24 protein-coding genes are annotated in these 21,563 nt (G+C 48.0%); 20 read left to right on the forward strand and 4 right to left on the reverse strand.

Annotated elements, in window-relative coordinates; genetic code table 11:
• Positions 1 to 144: 144 nt before the first annotated feature.
• From lolA to dmsC, 6 genes are all read left to right on the forward strand, one after another.
• Complete coding sequence (lolA, locus tag D9741_RS11285; protein WP_001295343.1) at positions 145 to 756, forward strand: outer membrane lipoprotein chaperone LolA; 612 nt, start codon at positions 145 to 147, stop codon at positions 754 to 756.
• 10 nt (positions 757 to 766) lie between these two features.
• The gene (gene rarA, locus D9741_RS11290; protein WP_130205287.1) at positions 767 to 2,110 is read left to right on the forward strand and encodes a replication-associated recombination protein RarA; all 1,344 of its coding nucleotides are present in this window, start codon (positions 767 to 769) and stop codon (positions 2,108 to 2,110) included.
• 90 nt (positions 2,111 to 2,200) lie between these two features.
• Positions 2,201 to 3,493, forward strand: a complete 1,293-nt coding sequence (gene serS / locus D9741_RS11295; RefSeq protein WP_000886683.1) for a serine--tRNA ligase — start codon at positions 2,201 to 2,203, stop codon at positions 3,491 to 3,493.
• A gap of 238 nt (positions 3,494 to 3,731) precedes the next feature.
• Complete coding sequence (gene dmsA, locus D9741_RS11300; protein ID WP_130215687.1) at positions 3,732 to 6,176, forward strand: dimethylsulfoxide reductase subunit A; 2,445 nt, start codon at positions 3,732 to 3,734, stop codon at positions 6,174 to 6,176.
• Positions 6,177 to 6,186: 10 nt separating this feature from the next.
• Positions 6,187 to 6,804 (forward strand): dimethylsulfoxide reductase iron-sulfur subunit DmsB, encoded by a 618-nt coding sequence (gene dmsB, locus D9741_RS11305; RefSeq protein ID WP_000213094.1) that lies wholly within the window; start codon positions 6,187 to 6,189, stop codon positions 6,802 to 6,804.
• A gap of 1 nt (position 6,805) precedes the next feature.
• Positions 6,806 to 7,669, forward strand: a complete 864-nt coding sequence (dmsC, locus tag D9741_RS11310) for a dimethyl sulfoxide reductase anchor subunit DmsC (protein ID WP_130205291.1) — start codon at positions 6,806 to 6,808, stop codon at positions 7,667 to 7,669.
• Positions 7,670 to 7,704: 35 nt separating this feature from the next.
• On the opposite strand, the gene ycaC is transcribed toward dmsC, so the two are convergent.
• The gene (gene ycaC, locus D9741_RS11315; RefSeq protein WP_012133028.1) at positions 7,705 to 8,331 is read right to left on the reverse strand and encodes an isochorismate family cysteine hydrolase YcaC; all 627 of its coding nucleotides are present in this window, start codon (positions 8,329 to 8,331) and stop codon (positions 7,705 to 7,707) included.
• A gap of 315 nt (positions 8,332 to 8,646) precedes the next feature.
• Between ycaC and D9741_RS11320 the strand changes: the two genes are divergently transcribed.
• Entirely contained in the window at positions 8,647 to 9,795 is a 1,149-nt protein-coding gene (locus tag D9741_RS11320; protein WP_130215689.1) for an MFS transporter, read from the forward strand.
• A 209-nt stretch (positions 9,796 to 10,004) separates the two neighbouring features.
• Complete coding sequence (locus D9741_RS11325; RefSeq protein WP_130215691.1) at positions 10,005 to 11,435, forward strand: amino acid permease; 1,431 nt, start codon at positions 10,005 to 10,007, stop codon at positions 11,433 to 11,435.
• Positions 11,436 to 11,513: 78 nt separating this feature from the next.
• Here the strand turns inward: D9741_RS11325 and pflA are convergent, their stop codons facing one another.
• The 3 genes from pflA to D9741_RS11340 all read right to left on the reverse strand — a co-directional run bounded on the left by pflA (position 11,514) and on the right by D9741_RS11340 (position 13,743).
• Complete coding sequence (gene pflA / locus D9741_RS11330) at positions 11,514 to 12,311, reverse strand: pyruvate formate lyase 1-activating protein (protein ID WP_000067977.1); 798 nt, start codon at positions 12,309 to 12,311, stop codon at positions 11,514 to 11,516.
• A 31-nt stretch (positions 12,312 to 12,342) separates the two neighbouring features.
• Complete coding sequence (locus D9741_RS11335) at positions 12,343 to 13,338, reverse strand: tyrosine-type recombinase/integrase (RefSeq protein WP_000023391.1); 996 nt, start codon at positions 13,336 to 13,338, stop codon at positions 12,343 to 12,345.
• 93 nt (positions 13,339 to 13,431) lie between these two features.
• Positions 13,432 to 13,743 carry a helix-turn-helix transcriptional regulator gene (locus D9741_RS11340; protein ID WP_000072552.1) on the reverse strand — a complete coding sequence of 104 codons (312 nt, stop codon included), beginning with the start codon at positions 13,741 to 13,743 and terminating at the stop codon, positions 13,432 to 13,434.
• Positions 13,744 to 13,847: 104 nt separating this feature from the next.
• On the opposite strand from D9741_RS11340, the gene D9741_RS11345 reads away from it, so the two are divergent.
• The 12 genes from D9741_RS11345 (at position 13,848) to D9741_RS23485 (ending at position 21,550) form a co-directional block, all read left to right on the forward strand.
• Positions 13,848 to 14,204 (forward strand): Cox family DNA-binding protein, encoded by a 357-nt coding sequence (locus D9741_RS11345; protein WP_001576635.1) that lies wholly within the window; start codon positions 13,848 to 13,850, stop codon positions 14,202 to 14,204.
• 177 nt (positions 14,205 to 14,381) lie between these two features.
• The gene (locus D9741_RS11350; protein WP_130215693.1) at positions 14,382 to 14,882 is read left to right on the forward strand and encodes a replication protein B; all 501 of its coding nucleotides are present in this window, start codon (positions 14,382 to 14,384) and stop codon (positions 14,880 to 14,882) included.
• 63 nt (positions 14,883 to 14,945) lie between these two features.
• Complete coding sequence (locus D9741_RS11355) at positions 14,946 to 15,170, forward strand: DUF2732 family protein (protein ID WP_130215695.1); 225 nt, start codon at positions 14,946 to 14,948, stop codon at positions 15,168 to 15,170.
• The gene (locus D9741_RS11360) at positions 15,170 to 15,469 is read left to right on the forward strand and encodes a DUF5405 family protein (RefSeq protein ID WP_130215697.1); all 300 of its coding nucleotides are present in this window, start codon (positions 15,170 to 15,172) and stop codon (positions 15,467 to 15,469) included. Before D9741_RS11355 ends, D9741_RS11360 begins: the two co-directional genes overlap by 1 nt.
• Before the next feature lie 2 nt (positions 15,470 to 15,471).
• Entirely contained in the window at positions 15,472 to 15,696 is a 225-nt protein-coding gene (locus D9741_RS11365) for a TraR/DksA C4-type zinc finger protein (protein ID WP_001113264.1), read from the forward strand.
• Positions 15,693 to 15,968, forward strand: a complete 276-nt coding sequence (locus D9741_RS11370; RefSeq protein WP_000027664.1) for a DUF5405 family protein — start codon at positions 15,693 to 15,695, stop codon at positions 15,966 to 15,968. Before D9741_RS11365 ends, D9741_RS11370 begins: the two co-directional genes overlap by 4 nt.
• Entirely contained in the window at positions 15,958 to 18,264 is a 2,307-nt protein-coding gene (locus tag D9741_RS11375) for a replication endonuclease (protein ID WP_130215699.1), read from the forward strand. The genes D9741_RS11370 and D9741_RS11375 overlap by 11 nt, the downstream gene beginning before the upstream one ends.
• The gene (locus tag D9741_RS11380) at positions 18,243 to 18,695 is read left to right on the forward strand and encodes a DUF3850 domain-containing protein (protein ID WP_130215701.1); all 453 of its coding nucleotides are present in this window, start codon (positions 18,243 to 18,245) and stop codon (positions 18,693 to 18,695) included. Before D9741_RS11375 ends, D9741_RS11380 begins: the two co-directional genes overlap by 22 nt.
• The gene (locus D9741_RS11385; RefSeq protein WP_130215703.1) at positions 18,695 to 18,901 is read left to right on the forward strand and encodes a hypothetical protein; all 207 of its coding nucleotides are present in this window, start codon (positions 18,695 to 18,697) and stop codon (positions 18,899 to 18,901) included. The genes D9741_RS11380 and D9741_RS11385 overlap by 1 nt, the downstream gene beginning before the upstream one ends.
• Before the next feature lie 229 nt (positions 18,902 to 19,130).
• On the forward strand, positions 19,131 to 19,862 hold the full coding sequence (locus tag D9741_RS11390; RefSeq protein ID WP_130215705.1) for a hypothetical protein: 732 nt from the start codon (positions 19,131 to 19,133) through the stop codon (positions 19,860 to 19,862).
• A 112-nt stretch (positions 19,863 to 19,974) separates the two neighbouring features.
• Positions 19,975 to 21,264, forward strand: a complete 1,290-nt coding sequence (locus D9741_RS11395) for a hypothetical protein (RefSeq protein WP_130215707.1) — start codon at positions 19,975 to 19,977, stop codon at positions 21,262 to 21,264.
• Positions 21,265 to 21,364: 100 nt separating this feature from the next.
• The gene (locus D9741_RS23485) at positions 21,365 to 21,550 is read left to right on the forward strand and encodes a hypothetical protein (protein WP_130216131.1); all 186 of its coding nucleotides are present in this window, start codon (positions 21,365 to 21,367) and stop codon (positions 21,548 to 21,550) included.
• Positions 21,551 to 21,563 lie beyond the last annotated feature (13 nt).

The raw sequence follows: 21,563 nt of genomic DNA on the forward strand, positions 1-21,563 counted from the left end.
GCCGGATAAGACGCGATAGCGTCGCATCCGGCACTCTATCAACTGAAAATTCAGTATTTTCTTCTTTCCTCAAGCTGATTATTAGCCTGGAATAGAGAGTAGAGGGAACTCCCGATCGGGAGTGACGTAATTTGAGGAACAATGATGAAAAAAATTGCCATCACCTGTGCATTACTCTCAAGTTTAGTGGCGTCCAGTGTTTGGGCTGATGCCGCAAGCGATCTGAAAAGCCGTCTGGACAAAGTCAGCAGCTTTCACGCCAGCTTTACGCAAAAAGTAACTGACGGTAGCGGTGCTGCGGTGCAGGAAGGTCAGGGTGATTTGTGGGTCAAACGCCCTAATTTATTCAACTGGCATATGACTCAACCTGATGAAAGCATTCTGGTTTCTGATGGTAAAACACTGTGGTTCTATAACCCGTTTGTTGAACAGGCTACGGCGACCTGGCTGAAAGATGCCACCGGGAATACGCCATTTATGCTGATCGCACGTAACCAGTCCAGCGACTGGCAGCAGTACAACATCAAACAGAACGGCGATGACTTTGTTCTGACGCCGAAAGCCAGCAATGGCAATCTGAAGCAGTTCACTATTAACGTGGGCCGTGATGGCACCATCCATCAATTCAGCGCGGTGGAACAGGACGATCAACGCAGCAGTTATCAGCTGAAATCCCAGCAAAACGGTGCTGTGGATGCAGCGAAATTTACCTTTACCCCGCCGCAAGGCGTAACGGTAGATGATCAACGTAAGTAGAGGCACCTGAGTGAGCAATCTGTCGCTCGATTTTTCGGATAATACTTTTCAACCTCTGGCCGCACGTATGCGGCCAGAAAATTTAGCACAGTATATTGGCCAGCAACATTTGCTGGCTGCGGGGAAGCCGTTGCCGCGCGCTATCGAAGCCGGACATCTGCATTCCATGATCCTCTGGGGGCCGCCAGGTACCGGTAAAACTACCCTTGCCGAAGTGATCGCCCGCTATGCAAATGCTGATGTGGAACGTATTTCTGCTGTCACTTCTGGCGTGAAAGAAATTCGCGAAGCGATAGAGCGCGCGCGGCAAAACCGCAATGCCGGTCGCCGTACCATTTTGTTTGTTGATGAAGTGCATCGCTTTAATAAAAGCCAACAGGATGCGTTTCTGCCGCACATTGAAGATGGCACCATCACGTTTATTGGCGCAACCACTGAAAACCCGTCGTTTGAGCTTAATTCGGCGCTGCTTTCCCGTGCTCGTGTCTATTTGCTCAAATCCCTGACCACCGAGGATATAGAGCAGGTACTGACTCAGGCGATGGAAGACAAAACCCGCGGCTACGGTGGGCAGGATATTGTTCTGCCAGATGAAACACGCCGCGCGATTGCTGAACTGGTGAATGGCGACGCGCGCCGGGCGTTAAATACGCTGGAAATGATGGCGGATATGGCCGAAGTCGATGACAGCGGCAAACGTGTCCTGAAGCCTGAGTTACTCACCGAAATTGCTGGTGAGCGTAGCGCTCGTTTTGATAACAAAGGTGATCGCTTTTACGATCTGATTTCCGCGCTGCATAAATCGGTACGCGGTAGCGCACCCGATGCAGCGCTTTACTGGTATGCGCGGATTATTACTGCGGGCGGTGATCCGTTATATGTCGCACGTCGCTGCCTGGCGATTGCTTCAGAAGATATCGGTAATGCCGATCCGCGGGCAATGCAGGTGGCGATTGCGGCCTGGGATTGCTTTACCCGCGTAGGTCCGGCAGAAGGTGAACGCGCCATTGCCCAGGCGATTGTTTATCTCGCTTGTGCGCCAAAAAGTAACGCTGTCTACACCGCGTTTAAAGCCGCGCTCGCCGATGCCCGTGAACGTCCGGATTATGACGTGCCGGTACACCTGCGTAATGCGCCAACCAAACTGATGAAGGAAATGGGCTACGGGCAGGAATATCGTTACGCCCACGATGAAGCAAACGCTTATGCTGCCGGTGAGGTTTACTTCCCGCCGGAAATAGCACAAACGCGCTATTATTTCCCGACAAACAGAGGCCTTGAAGGCAAGATTGGCGAAAAGCTCGCCTGGCTGGCTGAACAGGATCAAAATAGCCCCATAAAACGCTACCGTTAATGTTATCGTTGCGGTAATGTTGTTACTGTATCCCTGTGGTCGCAGGCTGTGGCCACATCTCCCATTTAATTCGATAAGCACAGGATAAGCATGCTCGATCCCAATCTGCTGCGTAATGAGCCAGACGCAGTCGCTGAAAAACTGGCACGCCGGGGCTTTAAGCTGGATGTAGATAAGCTGGGCGCTCTTGAAGAGCGTCGTAAAGTATTGCAGGTCAAAACGGAAAACCTGCAAGCAGAGCGTAACTCTCGATCGAAATCCATCGGCCAGGCGAAAGCGCGCGGGGAAGATATCGAGCCTTTACGTCTGGAAGTGAACAAACTGGGCGAAGAGCTGGATGCAGCAAAAGCCGAGCTGGATGCTTTACAGGCTGAAATTCGCGATATCGCGCTGACAATCCCTAACCTGCCTGCAGATGAAGTGCCGGTTGGTAAAGATGAAAATGACAACGTTGAAGTCAGCCGCTGGGGTACCCCGCGTGAATTTGACTTCGAAGTTCGTGACCACGTGACGCTGGGTGAAATGCACTCCGGCCTCGACTTTGCGGCAGCGGTTAAGCTGACAGGTTCGCGCTTTGTGGTGATGAAAGGGCAGATCGCTCGCATGCACCGCGCACTGTCGCAGTTTATGCTGGACCTGCACACCGAGCAGCATGGCTATAGCGAAAACTATGTCCCGTACCTGGTTAACCAGGATACGCTGTACGGTACGGGCCAGTTGCCGAAGTTTGCTGGCGATCTGTTCCATACTCGTCCGCTGGAAGAAGAAGCTGATACCAGTAACTACGCGCTGATCCCAACTGCAGAAGTTCCGCTGACCAACCTGGTTCGCGGTGAAATCATCGATGAAGATGATCTGCCGATCAAAATGACCGCTCATACCCCATGCTTCCGTTCTGAAGCCGGTTCTTATGGTCGTGATACCCGTGGTCTGATTCGTATGCACCAGTTCGACAAAGTTGAAATGGTTCAGATCGTGCGTCCGGAAGATTCAATGGCGGCACTTGAAGAGATGACTGGTCATGCGGAGAAAGTCCTGCAACTGCTGGGCCTGCCGTACCGCAAAATCATCCTTTGCACTGGCGACATGGGCTTTGGCGCTTGCAAAACTTACGACCTGGAAGTATGGATCCCGGCGCAGAATACCTACCGCGAGATCTCTTCCTGCTCCAACGTCTGGGATTTCCAGGCGCGTCGTATGCAGGCACGTTGCCGCAGTAAGTCTGACAAGAAAACCCGTCTGGTTCATACCCTGAACGGTTCTGGTCTGGCTGTTGGTCGTACGCTGGTTGCGGTAATGGAAAACTATCAGCAGGCTGATGGTCGTATTGAAGTACCAGAAGTTCTGCGCCCGTATATGAACGGACTGGAATATATCGGCTAATATCCAACTATTCTGAATCTAAAAAGCGCCTGCGGGCGCTTTTTTTATCTCCCTTTGATACCAAACAATAATTACAGCTGACTTAAGCGCAATACTACTTTCGAGTGAAAATCTACCTATCCCGTTGATTTTCAAATTATTCGATGTATACAAACCTATATAGCGTGCCGCTATGAAAATAATTACATAAGACGGTTTGTTACTGGAATCAATCGTAAGCAAGCTTGAGTGAGCCATTATGAAAACGAAAATTCCTGATGCGGTATTGGCTGCTGAGGTGAGTCGCCGTGGTTTGGTAAAAACGACAGCGATCGGCGGCCTGGCGATGGCCAGCAGCGCTTTAACATTACCCTTTAGCCGGATTGCGCACGCTGCTAATAGTGTCGCTCCGGCAAATTCAGACGAAAAGGTGATATGGAGCGCCTGTACTGTTAACTGTGGCAGCCGCTGTCCACTGCGTATGCATGTAGTGGACGGCGAAATCAAATATGTCGAAACGGATAATACCGGGGATGACAATTACGAAGGACTGCACCAGGTGCGCGCGTGCCTGCGTGGGCGTTCTATGCGTCGCCGCGTTTACAATCCCGACCGCCTGAAATATCCGATGAAACGAGTAGGTGCTCGTGGCGAAGGTAAGTTTGAGCGTATTAGTTGGGAAGAAGCCTACGATATCATCGCCACGAATATGCAGCGCCTGATAAAAGAGTACGGTAACGAATCCATCTATCTGAACTATGGTACCGGTACGCTGGGCGGCACCATGACCCGTTCTTGGCCGCCGGGAAATACTCTGGTAGCGCGTTTGATGAACTGCTGCGGCGGTTATCTGAACCATTATGGTGACTACTCCTCGGCGCAAATAGCCGAAGGTTTGAACTATACCTATGGCGGCTGGGCCGATGGCAACAGTCCGTCAGATATCGAAAACAGTAAACTGGTGGTGCTGTTTGGTAACAACCCTGGCGAGACGCGTATGAGCGGCGGCGGGGTGACTTATTACCTGGAGCAGGCGCGGCAAAAATCAAATGCACGTATGATCATTATCGATCCGCGCTATACCGATACGGGCGCCGGACGCGAAGATGAATGGATCCCGATTCGTCCGGGAACAGATGCGGCACTGGTTAACGGTCTGGCGTATGTCATGATCACCGAAAACCTGGTTGATCAGGAATTCCTCGACAAATATTGTGTCGGCTACGACGAAAAAACGTTGCCTGCCAGCGCGCCGAAAAATGGTCACTACAAAGCGTATATTCTGGGTGACGGGCCAGACGGTGTTGCCAAAACACCGGAATGGGCCTCGCAAATTACCGGTATCCCGGCAGATAAAATCATCAAACTTGCTCGTGAAATCGGTAGCACCAAACCGGCATTTATCAGCCAGGGGTGGGGGCCGCAGCGCCATGCCAATGGCGAAATCGCCACGCGTGCCATTTCGATGCTGGCAATCCTCACCGGGAATGTCGGTATTAACGGTGGTAACAGCGGTGCGCGAGAAGGTTCATACAGCTTACCGTTTGTGCGGATGCCTACTCTGGAAAACCCGATTCAGACCAGCATTTCCATGTTTATGTGGACCGATGCCATTGAGCGTGGCCCGGAAATGACGGCACTGCGTGATGGTGTGCGCGGGAAAGATAAGCTGGATGTTCCGATCAAGATGATCTGGAACTATGCCGGTAACTGCCTGATTAACCAGCATTCGGAAATCAACCGTACCCATGAAATCCTCCAGGATGATAAGAAGTGTGAGCTGATTGTGGTTATCGACTGCCACATGACCTCATCGGCAAAATATGCTGACATCCTGCTGCCGGACTGCACTGCCTCCGAACAGATGGACTTTGCGCTGGATGCATCCTGCGGGAATATGTCTTACGTCATTTTCAACGACCAGGTCATTAAACCGCGATTTGAATGTAAGACTATCTATGAGATGACCAGCGAACTGGCAAAACGTCTTGGCGTCGAGCAACAGTTTACTGAAGGTCGTACCCAGGAAGAGTGGATGCGCCACCTGTATGCCCAGTCGCGCGAAGCGATTCCGGAACTGCCAACATTTGAAGAGTTCCGCAAACAGGGGATCTTTAAAAAGCGCGATCCGCAAGGGCATCACGTTGCTTACAAAGCCTTCCGTGAAGATCCGCAGGCTAATCCATTGACCACGCCATCGGGCAAAATTGAGATCTATTCACAGGCGTTGGCTGACATTGCTGCCACCTGGGAATTGCCGGAAGGCGATGTGATCGATCCGCTACCGATCTATACACCGGGCTTTGAAAGTTATCAGGATCCGCTCAACAAACAGTATCCGCTGCAGCTTACGGGGTTCCATTACAAATCTCGTGTTCACTCGACTTACGGTAACGTAGACGTGCTGAAAGCAGCTTGCCGTCAGGAAATGTGGATCAACCCACTTGATGCGCAAAAACGTGGTATCAGCAACGGCGATAAGGTGCGGATCTTTAACGATCGTGGTGAAGTCCATATTGAGGCGAAAGTGACGCCACGAATGATGCCGGGCGTGGTCGCATTGGGCGAAGGTGCCTGGTATGACCCGGATGCGAAACGTGTCGATAAGGGCGGTTGTATTAACGTACTGACCACTCAACGTCCGTCTCCTCTTGCCAAGGGGAATCCATCACATACGAACCTTGTTCAGGTTGAAAAGGTGTAAGGAGTAACCGATGACAACCCAGTATGGATTTTTTATTGATTCCAGCCGTTGCACCGGTTGCAAAACCTGCGAGCTGGCCTGTAAAGACTACAAAGATCTGACGCCGGAAGTTAGTTTCCGCCGCATTTATGAATATGCTGGTGGAGACTGGCAGGAAGATAACGGCGTCTGGCATCAAAACGTATTTGCCTACTATTTGTCGATTTCATGCAACCACTGCGAAGATCCGGCTTGTACCAAAGTCTGCCCAAGCGGTGCGATGCATAAACGTGAAGATGGTTTTGTCGTTGTCGATGAAGATGTGTGTATTGGCTGTCGTTACTGCCATATGGCCTGCCCGTATGGCGCACCGCAGTACAACGCAACCAAAGGTCATATGACCAAATGTGATGGTTGCTATGACCGCGTCGCAGAAGGTAAAAAACCGATCTGCGTCGAATCTTGCCCGCTACGGGCGCTGGATTTCGGACCTATCGACGAGCTGCGTAAAAAACACGGCGATCTGGCGGCTGTTGCGCCGTTGCCGCGTGCGCACTTCACCAAACCGAATATTGTGATCAAACCTAACGCCAATAGCCGCCCAACCGGGGATACCACTGGCTATCTGGCAAACCCGAAGGAGGTGTGAGATGGGAAGTGGATGGCATGAATGGCCGCTGATGATCTTCACGGTCTTTGGGCAATGTGTGGCGGGCGGTTTTATCGTTCTGGCTTTGGCACTGCTTAAAGGTGACCTGCGAGCAGAAGCCCAGCAGCGTGTTATCGCCTGCATGTTTGGCTTATGGGTTCTGATGGGCATTGGGTTTATCGCCTCTATGCTCCATCTTGGCTCACCAATGCGCGCCTTTAACTCGCTTAACCGGGTAGGGGCTTCAGCACTGAGTAACGAAATCGCCAGCGGTTCGATCTTTTTTGCCGTAGGTGGCATCGGCTGGTTGTTGGCGATGCTGAAAAAATTGTCACCGGCATTACGCACGCTTTGGCTGGTGGTGACGATGGTTCTCGGCGTGGTCTTTGTCTGGATGATGGTGCGTGTCTATAACAGCATCGATACCGTACCGACCTGGTACAGCATCTGGACGCCGATGGGCTTCTTCCTGACCATGTTTATGGGCGGCCCGTTGCTGGGTTACCTGTTGCTGAGTCTTGCTGGCGTTGATGGCTGGGCGATGCGTCTGCTGCCTGCAATTTCCGTGTTGGCACTGGTGGTGAGTGGCGTGATGTCAGTAATGCAGGGCGCAGAACTGGCGACCATTCATAGTTCAGTGCAACAGGCTGCCGCACTGGTGCCGGACTATGGTGCGCTGATGTCCTGGCGGATTGTGCTTTTGGCCGTGGCACTGTGCTTGTGGATTGCACCGCAGGTGAAAGGCTTTCAGCCTGCGGTGCCTCTGCTTTCCGTATCATTCATCCTGCTTCTCGCAGGGGAATTAATCGGCCGCGGGGTATTCTACGGTTTGCATATGACCGTTGGCATGGCCGTTGCCAGTTAAGGTGTAATAACCGGGGTTTCGGCCCCGGGTATCTCTTATTTCTGTTTCGTTAATGTGTCATAACTGGTCATCAAATTACGATAATCAGGAATGTGATTAGAGAACAACGTTGCCAGTCCCTCAATATCATTACGCCAGTCGCGGTGCAGTTCACAAGCCACGCCGAACCATGTCATCAATTGAGCGCCAGCTTGTGACATACGATCCCACGCTGAATGCCGGGTAATCTCGTTAAAGGTTCCAGAAGCGTCGGTTACCACAAAGACATCAAACCCTTCTTCAATAGCCGAAAGCGCTGGGAATGCTACGCAAACCTCGGTTACCACCCCTGCAATAATCAGTTGTTTTTTACCTGTCGCTTTAACTGCTTTGACAAAATCTTCGTTATCCCAGGCGTTAATATTTCCAGGACGCGCAATATAAGGCGCATCCGGAAACTGTGCTTTCAGCTCGGGGACTAATGGGCCGTTAGGGCCGGTTTCAAAACTGGTGGTGAGAATGGTGGGGAGATTGAAATATTTTGCTAAGTCACCCAGCGCCAGCACGTTATTTTTGAATTTGTCGGGGTCAATATCCCGCACAAGGGAAAGCAAACCAGCCTGGTGATCAACTAACAAAACAGCAGCATCATTTTTATCGAGACGAACATACGGTTTGGTCATTCTCTTCTCCTTTTGAGAGTCAGTGGTACGCCTGAAAGCGTTCAGACGCGATGCGTTGCCCTGAAAGCATAGACGGGAAATTCAGGTTTGCTGTGACCATGAAATTTTTCGACTGAACTAACCATATGAACTTTATGTTAGATCAATAAAAACAATTAGATGAGACTGATTATCTTTTCGTTATTAGTGTTATGAATGAGTAATATAAATCGATAATACAGCCGCTGCGTTATGTACGTATTTTCCCCCCATTGACAATGTTTTGGTTGGTGGCATGATGCGCATGAAATTTGAACTTCCTCACGGTTTTAATTCATGTCCACGTATACCCGGCCTGTCATGCTCTTGCTGTCTGGCCTGCTTTTGTTGACTTTGGCGATTGCGGTGCTGAATACGCTCGTGCCTCTATGGCTCGCTCAGGAACACTTGCCCACATGGCAGGTCGGCGTTGTCAGCTCGTCATATTTTACAGGTAACCTCGTTGGTACCCTGCTAACAGGGTATGTCATTAAACGATTTGGGTTTAATCGTAGTTACTATCTGGCGTCGTTTATTTTTGCGGCTGGATGTGCCGGGCTTGGCCTTATGATTGGCTTCTGGAGCTGGCTTGCCTGGCGTTTCGTTGCAGGCGTTGGTTGCGCAATGATTTGGGTCGTGGTTGAAAGCGCGCTGATGTGCAGTGGGACGTCCCGTAACCGTGGGCGGCTGCTTGCTGCGTATATGATGGTTTATTACGTGGGGACGTTTTTAGGCCAGTTACTGGTCAGCAAAGTGTCGACTGAGCTGATGGCCGTGTTACCGTGGGCAACGGGTTTGATACTGGCAGGCATCTTACCGTTGTTGTTTACTCGTATTCTGAATCAGCAAACGGAAAAACATCCGGCTACGCCGATTACATCAATGCTTAAACTCCGCCAGGCACGGCTTGGGGTCAATGGCTGTATTATCTCCGGGATTGTCCTGGGCTCTCTGTATGGTCTGATGCCATTGTATCTTAACCATCAGGGGATCAATAACGCCAGCATCGGTTTCTGGATGGCTGTACTGGTCAGCGCAGGAATCCTTGGGCAGTGGCCTATTGGGCGTCTGGCGGATAAATTTGGTCGTCTACTGGTACTGCGCGTTCAGGTTTTTGTTGTCATTCTTGGTAGTATTGCAATGTTAAGCCAGGCTGCGATGGCGCCTTCATTGTTTATTCTCGGTGCTGCGGGGTTCACGCTGTATCCAGTAGCGATGGCCTGGGCTTGTGAGAAGGTTGAACATCATCAACTGGTGGCGATGAATCAGGCTTTACTGTTGAGTTATACAGTCGGTAGTCTGCTTGGTCCGTCTTTTACCGCCATACTGATGCAGAATTTTTCCGATAAACTGTTATTTATTATGATTGCCAGTGTGTCATTTATCTACTTGTTGATGCTGCTGCGTAACGCCGGTCATACACCCAAACCTGTCGCTCATGTGTAAATGAATTAGTGTAGAGTGTGAACATGCTGTATCACACTCTGTTTTTTTGTTTCCTCCATACAACTTGCTTTTACCAAATTTCATTTATGGAAAAATAAAGTGTGCAGCAGGTTATAATTTTTCGTTCCGCTATTTTCGTACTTCTTATTAGCTGCGCATAATCCCTCGTTTTACAGATATCTATTAAAAAAATAGCGAAGGATCGGTCTATGGCTGGGAACGTTCAGGAAAAACAGTTGCGCTGGTACAACATTGCACTGATGTCTTTTATTACGGTTTGGGGATTTGGCAATGTTGTTAATAATTATGCCAACCAGGGGTTGGTCGTTGTTTTTTCATGGCTGTTTATATTTGCGCTCTATTTTACACCATATGCATTGATTGTCGGTCAGTTGGGGTCGACTTTTAAAGATGGGAAAGGCGGAGTCAGTACCTGGATTAAACACACAATGGGCCCCGGATTGGCTTATCTTGCCGCGTGGACCTATTGGGTGGTGCATATACCCTATCTGGCACAAAAACCACAGGCCATTCTGATTGCGCTCGGCTGGGCGATGAAAGGTGACGGTTCGTTAATCAAAGAATATTCAGTCGTAGCGTTACAGGGGTTAACGCTGGTGCTGTTTGTCTTCTTTATGTGGATCGCTTCACGTGGTATGAAATCGCTGAAAATCGTCGGTTCTGTGGCAGGGATTGCGATGTTTATCATGTCGCTCCTGTATGTGGCGATGGCAGTAACCGCGCCTGCGATTACTGAAGTGCATATTGCGACCACGAACATTACCTGGGAAACGTTCATTCCCCATATCGATTTTACCTACATTACCACTATTTCAATGCTGGTTTTCGCGGTTGGCGGTGCAGAGAAGATTTCTCCCTACGTTAATCAAACGCGCAACCCAGGAAAAGAATTTCCAAAAGGGATGCTATGCCTGGCGGTGATGGTTGCGGTTTGTGCCATTCTGGGCTCTCTCGCAATGGGGATGATGTTTGACTCGCGTAATATTCCTGATGACTTAATGACTAACGGTCAGTATTACGCTTTTCAGAAGCTGGGCGAGTATTACAACATGGGGAATACCCTAATGGTGATTTACGCCATTGCAAATACCCTGGGACAAGTCGCCGCTCTGGTGTTCTCCATCGATGCTCCTCTGAAAGTGTTATTAGGTGATGCGGATAGTAAATATATTCCTGCCAGATTGTGCCGGACCAATGATTCAGGTACACCGGTTAATGGTTATCTACTGACCCTGGTGCTGGTGGCGATTCTGATTATGCTGCCAACACTGGGTATTGGTGACATGAATAATCTCTACAAATGGCTGCTCAATTTGAACTCAGTAGTGATGCCACTGCGTTATTTGTGGGTGTTCGTGGCGTTTATTGCAGTAGTTCGCCTGGCGCAGAAATATAAACCGGAATATGTCTTTATTCGTAATAAGTCTCTGGCGATGACTGTCGGGATTTGGTGTTTTGCCTTTACTGCTTTTGCCTGTTTGACGGGGATCTTCCCGAAAATGGAAGCCTTCACTGCAGAGTGGACCTTCCAGCTAGCGCTGAATATCGCTACACCATTTGTGCTGGTGGGGTTGGGGTTGATATTCCCGCTATTGGCTCGTAAAGCGAATACGGACTAATCATTGTGGTTAGTTCTGCAGAATGAAGCGAGGAATAACAAAGCGGCAACTCAATAAAGTTGCCGCTTTACGGGGAAATTAGAACATTACTTTATGACCATATTGCTCAAGAATACCTTTCACGCGTTCCATGGTCTCTTTCTTCGGTGGTTTAACACCATCAAGTTTGTATTCTTCACCCATCGCCACCCATTTGTGTTTGCCCAGCTCGTGGTAGGGAAGAAGCTCGATTTTCTCAACGTTGCCCATATCACGGGTAAATTCACCGAGGCGATGCGCTGAATCGTCATCGTCAGACCAGCCTGGGACAACAACGTAGCGGATCCAGACCTTCACATTTTTGTTCGCTAGATATTTGGCGAACTCCAGCGTACGATGATTGGAAACGCCGACCAGATTCTGGTGGATCTCGTCGTTCATCTGTTTGAGATCGAGCATTACCAGATCGGTCACTTCCAGCAGTTCATCAATCACTGGATCGTAACGACGAACAAAACCGTTGGTATCCAGGCAGGTATGAATGCCTTCTTTTTTGCAGGCGCGGAACCAGTCACGAACAAATTCAGCTTGCAGGATTGCTTCACCGCCGGATGCGGTAACGCCACCGCCTGAAGCATTCATAAAGTGGCGATAGGTCACCACCTCTTTCATTAAATCTTCAACGGTAACTTCTTTGCCGCCATGCGTGTCCCAGGTGTCGCGGTTATGGCAATACAGGCAGCGCATCAGGCAGCCCTGGAAAAAGGTGATAAAGCGAATACCCGGGCCGTCTACGGTTCCACAGGATTCAAAGGAGTGAATGCGACCAATAACTGACTTGGTAGCCCCCGCCGCAGCGGTATTTTCTGTTGTATTACAATTAGTTAAATTACTCATATCGCTTCAATTGGCTCTAGTTAACTCTGGTTTATGGACGCATTATGGACATTCCTGACACCGGGTTAAGAGTCACAGCATCTTGTAAGAAATCCGGTGCAAAGTGTGCGTAGGTCATAGTTTGCTGAATGTTAGAATGACCCAGGATGCGCTGCAATGTGATTATGTTACCTCCATTCATTATAAAATGTGTGGCAAATGTATGCCTCAAAACATGTACTGCTTGTCCGTCAGGTAAATCGGGTTTTACTTCCCGGAGAGCGTTACGCACTTTGTAGTAACTGGCATTAAAAAGCCTGCCTGAATTTTTGGTCTTGATCCGTTTAATCAGATCCTGCGAAACGGGAATTGTCCTGCGCTTTCCGTTTTTAGTTTTCATAAACGTAACCATCTGGTTAATGATGTGTTCAGCTTTTAAATTAGACACTTCACTCCAGCGTCCACCAGTAGAAAGGCAGACCAGCGTTGCATTTAATTCATCGCCATCAAGCATGGATAACAGCCGCGTAATCTCTTCACTGGACAAAAAAGCCATTTCCGTAACAGCTTCACGTAACCGCTTCACCTCACGGAACGGGTTGTGAGAGTGGTATTCACCGGCGTCAATTAACTTGGTGAACATCCCGCTCATTATTGCCAGATGCCGATTTACGCTGGCTGGTTTTAGACCATCGTTCATCATTACAACGCGATAATCAGTTATCGTTTTCTTTGTTAGCTGGTCTGCTCTGGACACTCCCATTTCTGCAAATTTGGCGATTATTGTCGTTAAACGCCCTCGTTCAATATCTCCACGCTCATGTGATTTTCCGTGATAGATCCACCATCTGCCTAATAACTCTGTAAGAGTTCGGCGGTCGGCTGGCTTCTCTAACCACTCTTTGTTGTGGTAGTTAACCAGCACATGACGTTCGAATGCCTGAGCTTCACCTTTAGTTTTAAATTTCCGCCTGATACGTTTTCCATCTGCACCCTGCGGTCTGACGTCCACTTCATAACGACCATCATCGAGCTTTTTAATAGACATAAAGCCCTCCGATGACGCTGTTTACTTTTACTACTTGAAAATTAATGCAATTTTCTATCGTACATTTACTGCACACATATGCTGAATAAATCGTCAGCCAGTCTTTTGGTCTGAGTGGTGCAAGGTTGTTGAGTCTTGCCCAATGTGCGCGAGCGCCGGGGCTATTTGTCCGCCAGCGGGATCAGTTTCATCAAACATAAACCAGTCACGGTACTTGCGAAATCTTTCTGGCTTGAAAAATTTCATACCTGCGTCAAAAGACATCTTTACTTTTCCCTGCTCATATCCAGCATAGGTGTTGTAGTTAATCCCAGTTAATTCAGCGACTTGCTTCCTTGTCATCCTTTCTGACTCCCTAATAAGTGCGAGCTTCTCTGCTTGAGATGTGATTTGTGTATTTGACATGAATTGTCGTATCTCGTAATTTATGTTGCATGCGACAAGCCAAAACAACGCAGAGCGGCTTCAAATAGCTCTGGTTGAATGGCACCAAAGTTGAGGATATCAAAATGAGTATTGGATCAGAAATGAATAACGATGTTGGAGAAAAAGTATCTGATCTCACAAAAAGTAAAAAATGTGACATCAAGCTCGCTGCCGCACCGTCGGATCTACTCTCGAAAGAGGGTTTTGCTCTTTACATCGGTAAGACGCCTCGCGCTGTAGCTGAAATGGCGAAAGCAGGCAAGCTGCCTGCCTTTTACATGGCAGACCCATTAAAGCCGGGAGGTCATGCTGAGTTATGGATTAATCGTCGTGAGTGGGACAAGTACGCAGCACAGCTAGTCGATGAAGCTCCATCAGAATGGCACGACTGGAAAAATCGCATTAGTTATAGCAAATCAAGACATGGCCGTGCGGCTTAAGGTGGAAAGGATGAAGGAGCCGCGTTGTATTGCTCAGTTATTGCGTAACGAAAGCCCCAGGGCGATTGACTTCACCATCACCCACGGGAAGGGACGCAAGGGAATCATTATCCGCACCAAAAAACAGAGTCCGTTAAAGAAGGCTCTGACCTTTCTGAAAAGCCGGAGGGTCTGGAAATGACAGTGATGACACTTAATCTCGTCGAAAAACAGCCAGCAACTATGCGCCGGATAATTGGTAAGCATCTGGCCGTCCCTCGCTGGCAGGAGACATGTGATTATTATAATCAGATGATGGAACGCGAACGGTTAACGGTTTGCTTCCATGCGCAGTTAAAACAACGTCACGCAACGATGCGTTTTGACGAAATGAACGACGTCGAACGTGAACGGCTGGTTTGTGCAATTGATGAACTGCGTGGGGCATTCTCAAAACGCCGTCAGGTTGGTGCAAGTGAGTATGCATATATTAGTTTTTTAACCGTCAGTCAGCGCCGTACATTATTTATGCATGCCGGATTGACAGAAAAAGAATTTAACCAGCCATACTGGCGAATTAATGAAGAGTCATGTTACTGGCGTGATGCTTTATTCCGTGCATTACGTGAATTATTCAGTCTGTTTGAGTATGCACCGACAATTCTGACGTCGGTAAAACCAGAGCAATATCTGCATTAAGTAATTAACCAGAGTTTTTAACGCACTTAATTGTGCGGGACTTCTTTTTGCCTGGAGAAAGTCATGCATAGAGTTTCTGAAAATCAGAGCGGTAAATACGCATTACTGCTGCAACAGGCCAGAACCGAAGCACAGGCCGACGCAGCGACGCGCTTTTCTTCTCATCTTGACGCCATGATTCGCCAAATCACAAAGGCGGAGTTATCCCGCGTGGAGATAGTCGAGCTGCTCAGTCAGGAGTCGGAAAATTTTCACAATATCGGATTGTCTCGCGGGGAGGTGCTTTGATGTCCTGTTCTCGTTCAATTGTATTACTGAATAACGCCTTAAAAATCGCCGTTATGGAAAATGGCGATTTGTCTCTTATTCAACTTTGTCTTGATAAAGAAAAGCGCGACATAACTGAATCTGTTATCGCGATTTATCAGAGTGAATTAAATCTCCTGTCTGATGTGGTCAATTTACTTGTTAAACGCGCTGTATTTCACAAGCAAATTTCCACCGTGGATGAACTGACAAAATTAACGACAGAAATCGCCAGTTATTGCGCTGATGTATCCAGGAAACTTAACGATAAAAGGAGCTGATAATGCCGGACAACGTAGATTTTATTCAGGAACAACAGGCTGAATTACTGGAGCGCCAGATTAACGCGGCAAGGGTAAAACATTGCGGTGCTTCTGCGCTGGTTTGCGAAGAGTGTGACGCGCCAATACCTGCTGCCCGTCGTGCGGCTTACCCGTCAGCCACGCGTTGTGTTTCCTGTCAGTCAGTCTTTGAAGCAAAAAACAAACATTACCGGAGAACGGCATGAGTATTCGTATTGAAATTGGCGAACGTTATGTCGTTACCAGTGACAGCTTTCAGTTTATTCTCCACGAGAAAAAGAGAGCGGAAAGCGGTAAAAACGCCGGTCAGGAATGGCTGGCGGTGGTTGGTTATTACCCGAAATTAAGCCAGCTCGTTTCCGGCCTGATGCATCACGATATTCTGACCGGAAGCGCAAAGTCTTTTGCTGATTTAAACGCGCAGGTTGAGCAACTCAGCAAGCGTTGTTCAGAGGCTTTTGGCTCATATGGCCGTTAAAGCCTCCGGGCGTTTTGTCCCTCCGTCAGCATTTGCCGCAGGCACCGGTAAGACGTTTACCGGTGCTTATGCATGGAACGCGCCACGCGAGGCTGTCGGGCGCGAAAGACCTCTTACACGTGACGAGATGCGTCAGGTGCAAGGTGTTTTATCCACGATTAACCGCCTGCCTTATTTTTTGCGCTCGCTGTTTACTTCACGCTATGACTACATCCGGCGCAATAAAAGCCCGGTGCACGGGTTTTATTTCCTCACATCCACTTTTCAGCATCGTTTATGGCCGCGCATTGAGCGCGTGAATCAGCGCCATGAAATGAACACCGACGCGTCGTTGCTGTTTCTGGCAGAGCGTGACCACTATGCGCGTCTGCCGGGGATGAATGACAAGGAGCTGAAAAAGTTTGCCGCCCGTATTTCATCGCAGCTTTTCATGATGTATGAGGAACTCTGCGATGCCTGGGTGGATGCGCATGGCGAAAAAGAATCACTGTTTACGGATGAGGCGCAGGATCATCTGTATGGTCATGTTGCTGGCGCTGCACGTGCTTTCAATATTTCCCCGCTCTACTGGAAAAAATACCGTAAAGGACAGATAACCACGAGGCAGGCATATTCTGCCATTGCCCGTCTGTTTAACGATGAGTGGTGGACTCATCAGCTTAAAGGCCAGCGTATGCGCTGGCATGAGGCGTTACTGATTGCTGTCGGGGAGGTCAATAAAGACCGTTCTCCTTATGCCAGTAAACATGCCATTCGTGATGTGCGTGCACGCCGCCAGGCAAATCTGGAGTTTCTTAAATCGTGTGACCTTGAAAATAAGGAAACCGGCGAGCGCATTGACCTTATCAGTAAGGTGATGGGCAGTATTTCTAATCCTGAAATTCGCCGGATGGAGCTGATGAATACCATTGCCGGTATTGAGCGTTACGCCGCTGCAGAGGGTGATGTGGGGATGTTTATCACGCTGACCGCGCCGTCAAAGTATCACCCGACACGTCAGGTCGGAAAAGGCGAAAGTAAAACCGTCCAGCTAAATCACGGCTGGAACGATGAGGCATTTAATCCAAAGGATGCGCAGCGTTATCTCTGCCGTATCTGGAGCCTGATGCGCACGGCATTCAAGGATAATGATTTACAGGTCTACGGTTTGCGAGTCGTCGAGCCACACCACGACGGAACGCCGCACTGGCATATGATGCTTTTTTGTAATCCACGCCAGCGTAACCAGATTATCGAAATCATGCGTCGCTATGCGCTCAAAGAGGATGGCGACGAAAGAGGAGCCGCGCGAAACCGTTTTCAGGCAAAACACCTTAACCGGGGCGGTGCTGCGGGGTATATCGCTAAATACATCTCAAAAAATATCGACGGCTATGCACTGGATGGTCAGCTCGATAACGATACCGGCAGGCCGCTGAAAGACACTGCAGCGGCTGTTACCGCATGGGCGTCAACGTGGCGTATCCCGCAATTTAAAACGGTTGGTCTGCCGACAATGGGGGCTTACCGTGAACTACGCAAATTGCCTCGTGGCGTCAGCATTGCTGATGAGTTTGACGAACGCGTCGAGGCTGCACGCGCCGCCGCAGACAGTGGTGATTTTGCGTTGTATATCAGCGCGCAGGGTGGGGCAAATGTCCCGCGCGATTGTCAGACTGTCAGGGTTGCCCGTAGCCCGTCGGATGACGTTAACGAGTATGAGGAAGAAGTCGAGAGAGTGGTCGGCATTTACGCGCCGCATCTCGGCGCGCGTCATATTCATATCACCAGAACCACGGACTGGCGCATTGTTCCGAAAGTTCCGGTCGTTGAGCCTTTGACTTTAAAAAGCGGCATCGCCGCGCCTCGGAGTCCTGTCAATAACTGTGGAAAGCTCACCGGTGGTGATACTTCATTACCGGCTCCCACGCCTTCTGAGCACGCCGCAGCAGTGCTTAATCTGGTTGATGACGGTGTTATCGAATGGAATGACCCGGAGGTCGTGAGGGCGCTCAGGGGCGCATTAAAACACGGGCTGAGAACACCAAATCGTCAGCAGAGAAACGGAAGCCCGTTAAAACAGTATGAAATGGCACCATCGGCCAGACTGACCCGGTCGGAACGAGTGCAATTTACCCGTATCCGCGTTGACCTCGCTCAGAACGGTATCAGGCCGCAGCGATGGGAGCTTGAGGCGCTGGCGCGTGGAGCAACCGTAAATTATGACGGGAAAAAATTCACGTATCCGGTCGCTGATGAGTGGCTGGGATTCTCAACAGTAATGGAGTGGACATTATGGCAAAAATTCACGAGGTAAAGCTGCACGCAAAATATTTCGACCTTGTGCTGGAAGGAAAGAAACGCGCAGAGTTTCGGAAAAATGACCGTAATTATGAGCGCGGGGACACGTTGATTTTGCATGAATGGGTGCAGGGTGTGTATACGGGGCGAAAGGTTGAAGCCCGGATAACAGATGTTACTGACCTGTCAGACTGGCTGGAAGATTATGTCTTGCTAAGTATTGAGCTGCTTAATACAGGTGCATATGAGATTGTGAACTGGAAAGAACTTAGTGAGCGTGGCCTGGTATTCAGAATTAATCATGAAATTATGCATCAGCTCGGCCTTGCTGTTATGTATGAACCAGAGACGGGGATGTCTGGCGGGGCAATGGTTGCCACGGATGGAGCATGGAACTATTCAGATGAACAGATTGAGCGTGCACAGCAAAACGGGTGGCTTGGATAATGCACAGAATACCAGGTGAGATACCGCACCATAAAACTAAAAATATCAAGCTGATGGCTATTGTTCAGCGTTTGCAGCAGATTATGGTCAACGAAAATCTGACGCCCGATGAGCTGGTCGGGTGTGCCGAAATAGTCCGGGATAATTACGGGCGGCTTAACGATATCGGTCAGTCCAGAGTTATGCCACCACCACGCAGACGATAGAGAACGCCGCCAGTCGTGAAACTTGTTTTCAGGGCTGGCGGGGTTGAACAACGAGCGAAGCGAGGCGTTAGTTGACAGTCATATTTTTACTGCGTTGGTGCTGGTTTTTGACGGTTGAAAGGAGTTAGCTCGGAGAGCTAAAGCTAACAACTTACAAATATTCAAAAGTAAGCTTCCTGTTGTTAACATAAGGTCGATTTTTTATGTGGATGATGCAAAAAGGATAGCTATGGATACTGTAATCGCTTTTCTATCACTCGCTTTTTTCGTTGCTTTTTTCATCGGGTTAATCAAACCATCACTGGTGCGGATGCCGAACCGTAAACGTGCAAGTGCGGTTTATCTCGGAGGAGGTTTTGTATTGAGCATAATTGGTTCAATACTCTATCCAACAGAAAAAAGCCAGCCAGTTGCTAAAACTGATACATCAACCGTTGCAGAACACCAAGTCCAAAAAACATTCGAATATGGTGGAAAAACACTCAAGGAATATCGGAACGAGCCAAAGAAAACTCGACACGATATTGTGAATAGTTACATTGATTTTAAGAAAGTGCCAGTCACCGCATCAGATGCATTTTATGCCTGCATGAGTGAATATACTTTTACCAAAGATGATGAGTTGAAACTCGGTGATGTTCTTGGGTGGTGCTTTAATGATTATGAAAATGACCCGAATTCACTAAACAATAAAATCAATCTTGATACATTTCAGAGTAATTTTAGTGGTTGGGATGGTTCTTATCGTCCATTGGAAAAACTAATTAAAGATAATATGAACGATGATTCATCTTATAAACATGTGTCAACGGTATATCATTTGGTTTTGAATAAAGACCCGCACGCCATTGTGAAAACCACATTTCGTGGCACTAATGCTTATGGAGGAGTAGTTAAACAGACTATTGCTGCGCGTGTCGACATCCGAACGGGCGAAGTCGTTTCAGTATTAGATAACTAATCGTTGATGCCGTATTGACACTTGTTATACTAGTGGTGGAACGAGACTGCAATAGTCTGTTCCACTACAGGAGTAATTACCTTGACTGTAAGTTGCTTTTATTGAGGGAACTATGAAGTTTAAGACTGAATTGAGTCGAAAATTGCATGACTCGGTAGTGTTTGATTTGAAAAAAGACCTGGTAAAATTAGAGGGAAACCTAAAAAATACAGATTTGTTGTTGTCGTTTCAGTTCAAAATAATAAGGAATATAATTAGAAGTGAAAGGATGATCAAAGGATTAAAGTCTTTCTTAGGGGAACTAAAGGCAACAAAAAGAAAAGGTGGTTTAAAAAAAGAACAATCTAAACTTATTAAGGAAAATATTAAGAGTGTTGAGCAGGTTATTGATGATGTGAAATTTAAAATATATATCTTCAAAATGTTTGGTGATAGTGTTGCTTTTTTGTATTTGGATAAGTTTGATATTAAGCATTTTTTTTATAATGTTGTGGATTACAGTCCCAAGGAGTCAGCGGGCTATATGGGAGGGAAGGATGGCTTAAAAGAAGAATGGGGATTGGTGAAGAAGGCCTGCAAGGCTGGTGTTCCTACGTTACTCAATGATATTACAATGAGTATGAGGCATGGTGATGTTTGTTTACTTGGTGAAGGTGCACCAGTACTGGTGGAGGTGAAATCAAGTCAAAATAAAAATGATCGTGTTGAACGTCAAAAAAATAACCTTAATAGACTAGCTGAATTTTTAGCAGAAGATAAAGCTGAAGATTTTAGAGGGATGCCATTAGTGTTAAGGAAAGAACTGTGTTTTTCAGAAGTTACATATAAAAAAGAATTTAATGAGCATCTGAATGTATGCAGGAAAAAAGGAATTTCATGGGTAAGGCTAGAAGATGGATTTTATGTGGTATCTAATCGTGGCTGTGATCTGGAAATAGCATTATCACAGTTGGATCTTAGAGGGAGGAAAATTGCACCTATATTTTTGAATGAATATAAAAATAATCAATTGTGGGTTCCTTTAACTCCATTTGTTAATCTTATAAATGATGCGCGTGATTTGTGTGACTTTATAAATGGGGAGTTAACTATTCTCTGTGTTCTTGATTTGGATTGTTTTAAACAAATAGCTTTGAATGAAGGGTTTGAGCTTGTTTTTGTCGATGGTGAAGACTATTCGATGATATTTAAAGAATTTGGTAGCTCATTGATTTGGGGTGTGTCATGGCAAATGATGCTTCGCACTCCTTTAGAAATGGTGTCAATGTCTTGGTTAATTAAAGATTCAATTGATAGATTTAAGCGTTTACAAAAGCAACATGCTGAGATGCAGCCTGCCACTGATGTTAATACATCCGAAACCTCCTTGTTTGAAAAATATAGGCCTCTTTTTACAAAGTAGTCAGATGCTGTAGGTGTATATGCTATTGCATTAATTTGCATGCAAAACAAGTAGAGGTAAAACTCTTACAGGCTGCTTGGGGGATAGCTTTTGAATGCTAATGCATTTGCATTCAAATTGCCCCACGAAGCGGGCGGGCGAGGCGGGGAAAGCACTGCGCGCTGGCGGTGGTGCTGATTTTATTTTTTCAGCGTCTGAGCGCGTCGTGATGGCGTTTAGAGTGTGCGCCGGGGCGTTGGTGTGTCTGCGGGCTGTTTTGTGCGGTGGTGAGCGTGTGAGGGCGTGATGGCGGGGTGTAA

It is taken from the genome of Escherichia sp. E14V7 (assembly GCF_004212225.1).
Classification (GTDB): Bacteria; Pseudomonadota; Gammaproteobacteria; order Enterobacterales; family Enterobacteriaceae; genus Escherichia.

Bases quoted from the DNA above. Each gene is read 5' to 3' on its own strand.
- D9741_RS11370 (WP_000027664.1), top strand. From the start codon at position 15,693: ATGAGTATTCGTATTGAAATTGGCGAACGTTATGTCGTTACCAGTGAC.
- dmsC (WP_130205291.1), top strand. From the start codon at position 6,806: ATGGGAAGTGGATGGCATGAATGGCCGCTGATGATCTTCACGGTCTTT.
- ycaC (WP_012133028.1), bottom strand. From the start codon at position 8,331: ATGACCAAACCGTATGTTCGTCTCGATAAAAATGATGCTGCTGTTTTG.
- D9741_RS11375 (WP_130215699.1), top strand. From the start codon at position 15,958: ATGGCCGTTAAAGCCTCCGGGCGTTTTGTCCCTCCGTCAGCATTTGCC.
- D9741_RS11360 (WP_130215697.1), top strand. From the start codon at position 15,170: ATGTCCTGTTCTCGTTCAATTGTATTACTGAATAACGCCTTAAAAATC.
- pflA (WP_000067977.1), bottom strand. From the start codon at position 12,311: ATGAGTAATTTAACTAATTGTAATACAACAGAAAATACCGCTGCGGCG.
- D9741_RS11350 (WP_130215693.1), top strand. From the start codon at position 14,382: ATGACAGTGATGACACTTAATCTCGTCGAAAAACAGCCAGCAACTATG.
- D9741_RS11385 (WP_130215703.1), top strand. From the start codon at position 18,695: ATGCACAGAATACCAGGTGAGATACCGCACCATAAAACTAAAAATATC.
- D9741_RS11380 (WP_130215701.1), top strand. From the start codon at position 18,243: ATGGCAAAAATTCACGAGGTAAAGCTGCACGCAAAATATTTCGACCTT.
- D9741_RS11320 (WP_130215689.1), top strand. From the start codon at position 8,647: ATGTCCACGTATACCCGGCCTGTCATGCTCTTGCTGTCTGGCCTGCTT.
- D9741_RS11355 (WP_130215695.1), top strand. From the start codon at position 14,946: ATGCATAGAGTTTCTGAAAATCAGAGCGGTAAATACGCATTACTGCTG.
- D9741_RS23485 (WP_130216131.1), top strand. From the start codon at position 21,365: ATGCATTTGCATTCAAATTGCCCCACGAAGCGGGCGGGCGAGGCGGGG.
- dmsB (WP_000213094.1), top strand. From the start codon at position 6,187: ATGACAACCCAGTATGGATTTTTTATTGATTCCAGCCGTTGCACCGGT.
- D9741_RS11335 (WP_000023391.1), bottom strand. From the start codon at position 13,338: ATGTCTATTAAAAAGCTCGATGATGGTCGTTATGAAGTGGACGTCAGA.
- D9741_RS11345 (WP_001576635.1), top strand. From the start codon at position 13,848: ATGAGTATTGGATCAGAAATGAATAACGATGTTGGAGAAAAAGTATCT.
- D9741_RS11395 (WP_130215707.1), top strand. From the start codon at position 19,975: ATGAAGTTTAAGACTGAATTGAGTCGAAAATTGCATGACTCGGTAGTG.
- D9741_RS11390 (WP_130215705.1), top strand. From the start codon at position 19,131: ATGGATACTGTAATCGCTTTTCTATCACTCGCTTTTTTCGTTGCTTTT.
- D9741_RS11325 (WP_130215691.1), top strand. From the start codon at position 10,005: ATGGCTGGGAACGTTCAGGAAAAACAGTTGCGCTGGTACAACATTGCA.
- lolA (WP_001295343.1), top strand. From the start codon at position 145: ATGAAAAAAATTGCCATCACCTGTGCATTACTCTCAAGTTTAGTGGCG.
- D9741_RS11340 (WP_000072552.1), bottom strand. From the start codon at position 13,743: ATGTCAAATACACAAATCACATCTCAAGCAGAGAAGCTCGCACTTATT.
- serS (WP_000886683.1), top strand. From the start codon at position 2,201: ATGCTCGATCCCAATCTGCTGCGTAATGAGCCAGACGCAGTCGCTGAA.
- D9741_RS11365 (WP_001113264.1), top strand. From the start codon at position 15,472: ATGCCGGACAACGTAGATTTTATTCAGGAACAACAGGCTGAATTACTG.
- dmsA (WP_130215687.1), top strand. From the start codon at position 3,732: ATGAAAACGAAAATTCCTGATGCGGTATTGGCTGCTGAGGTGAGTCGC.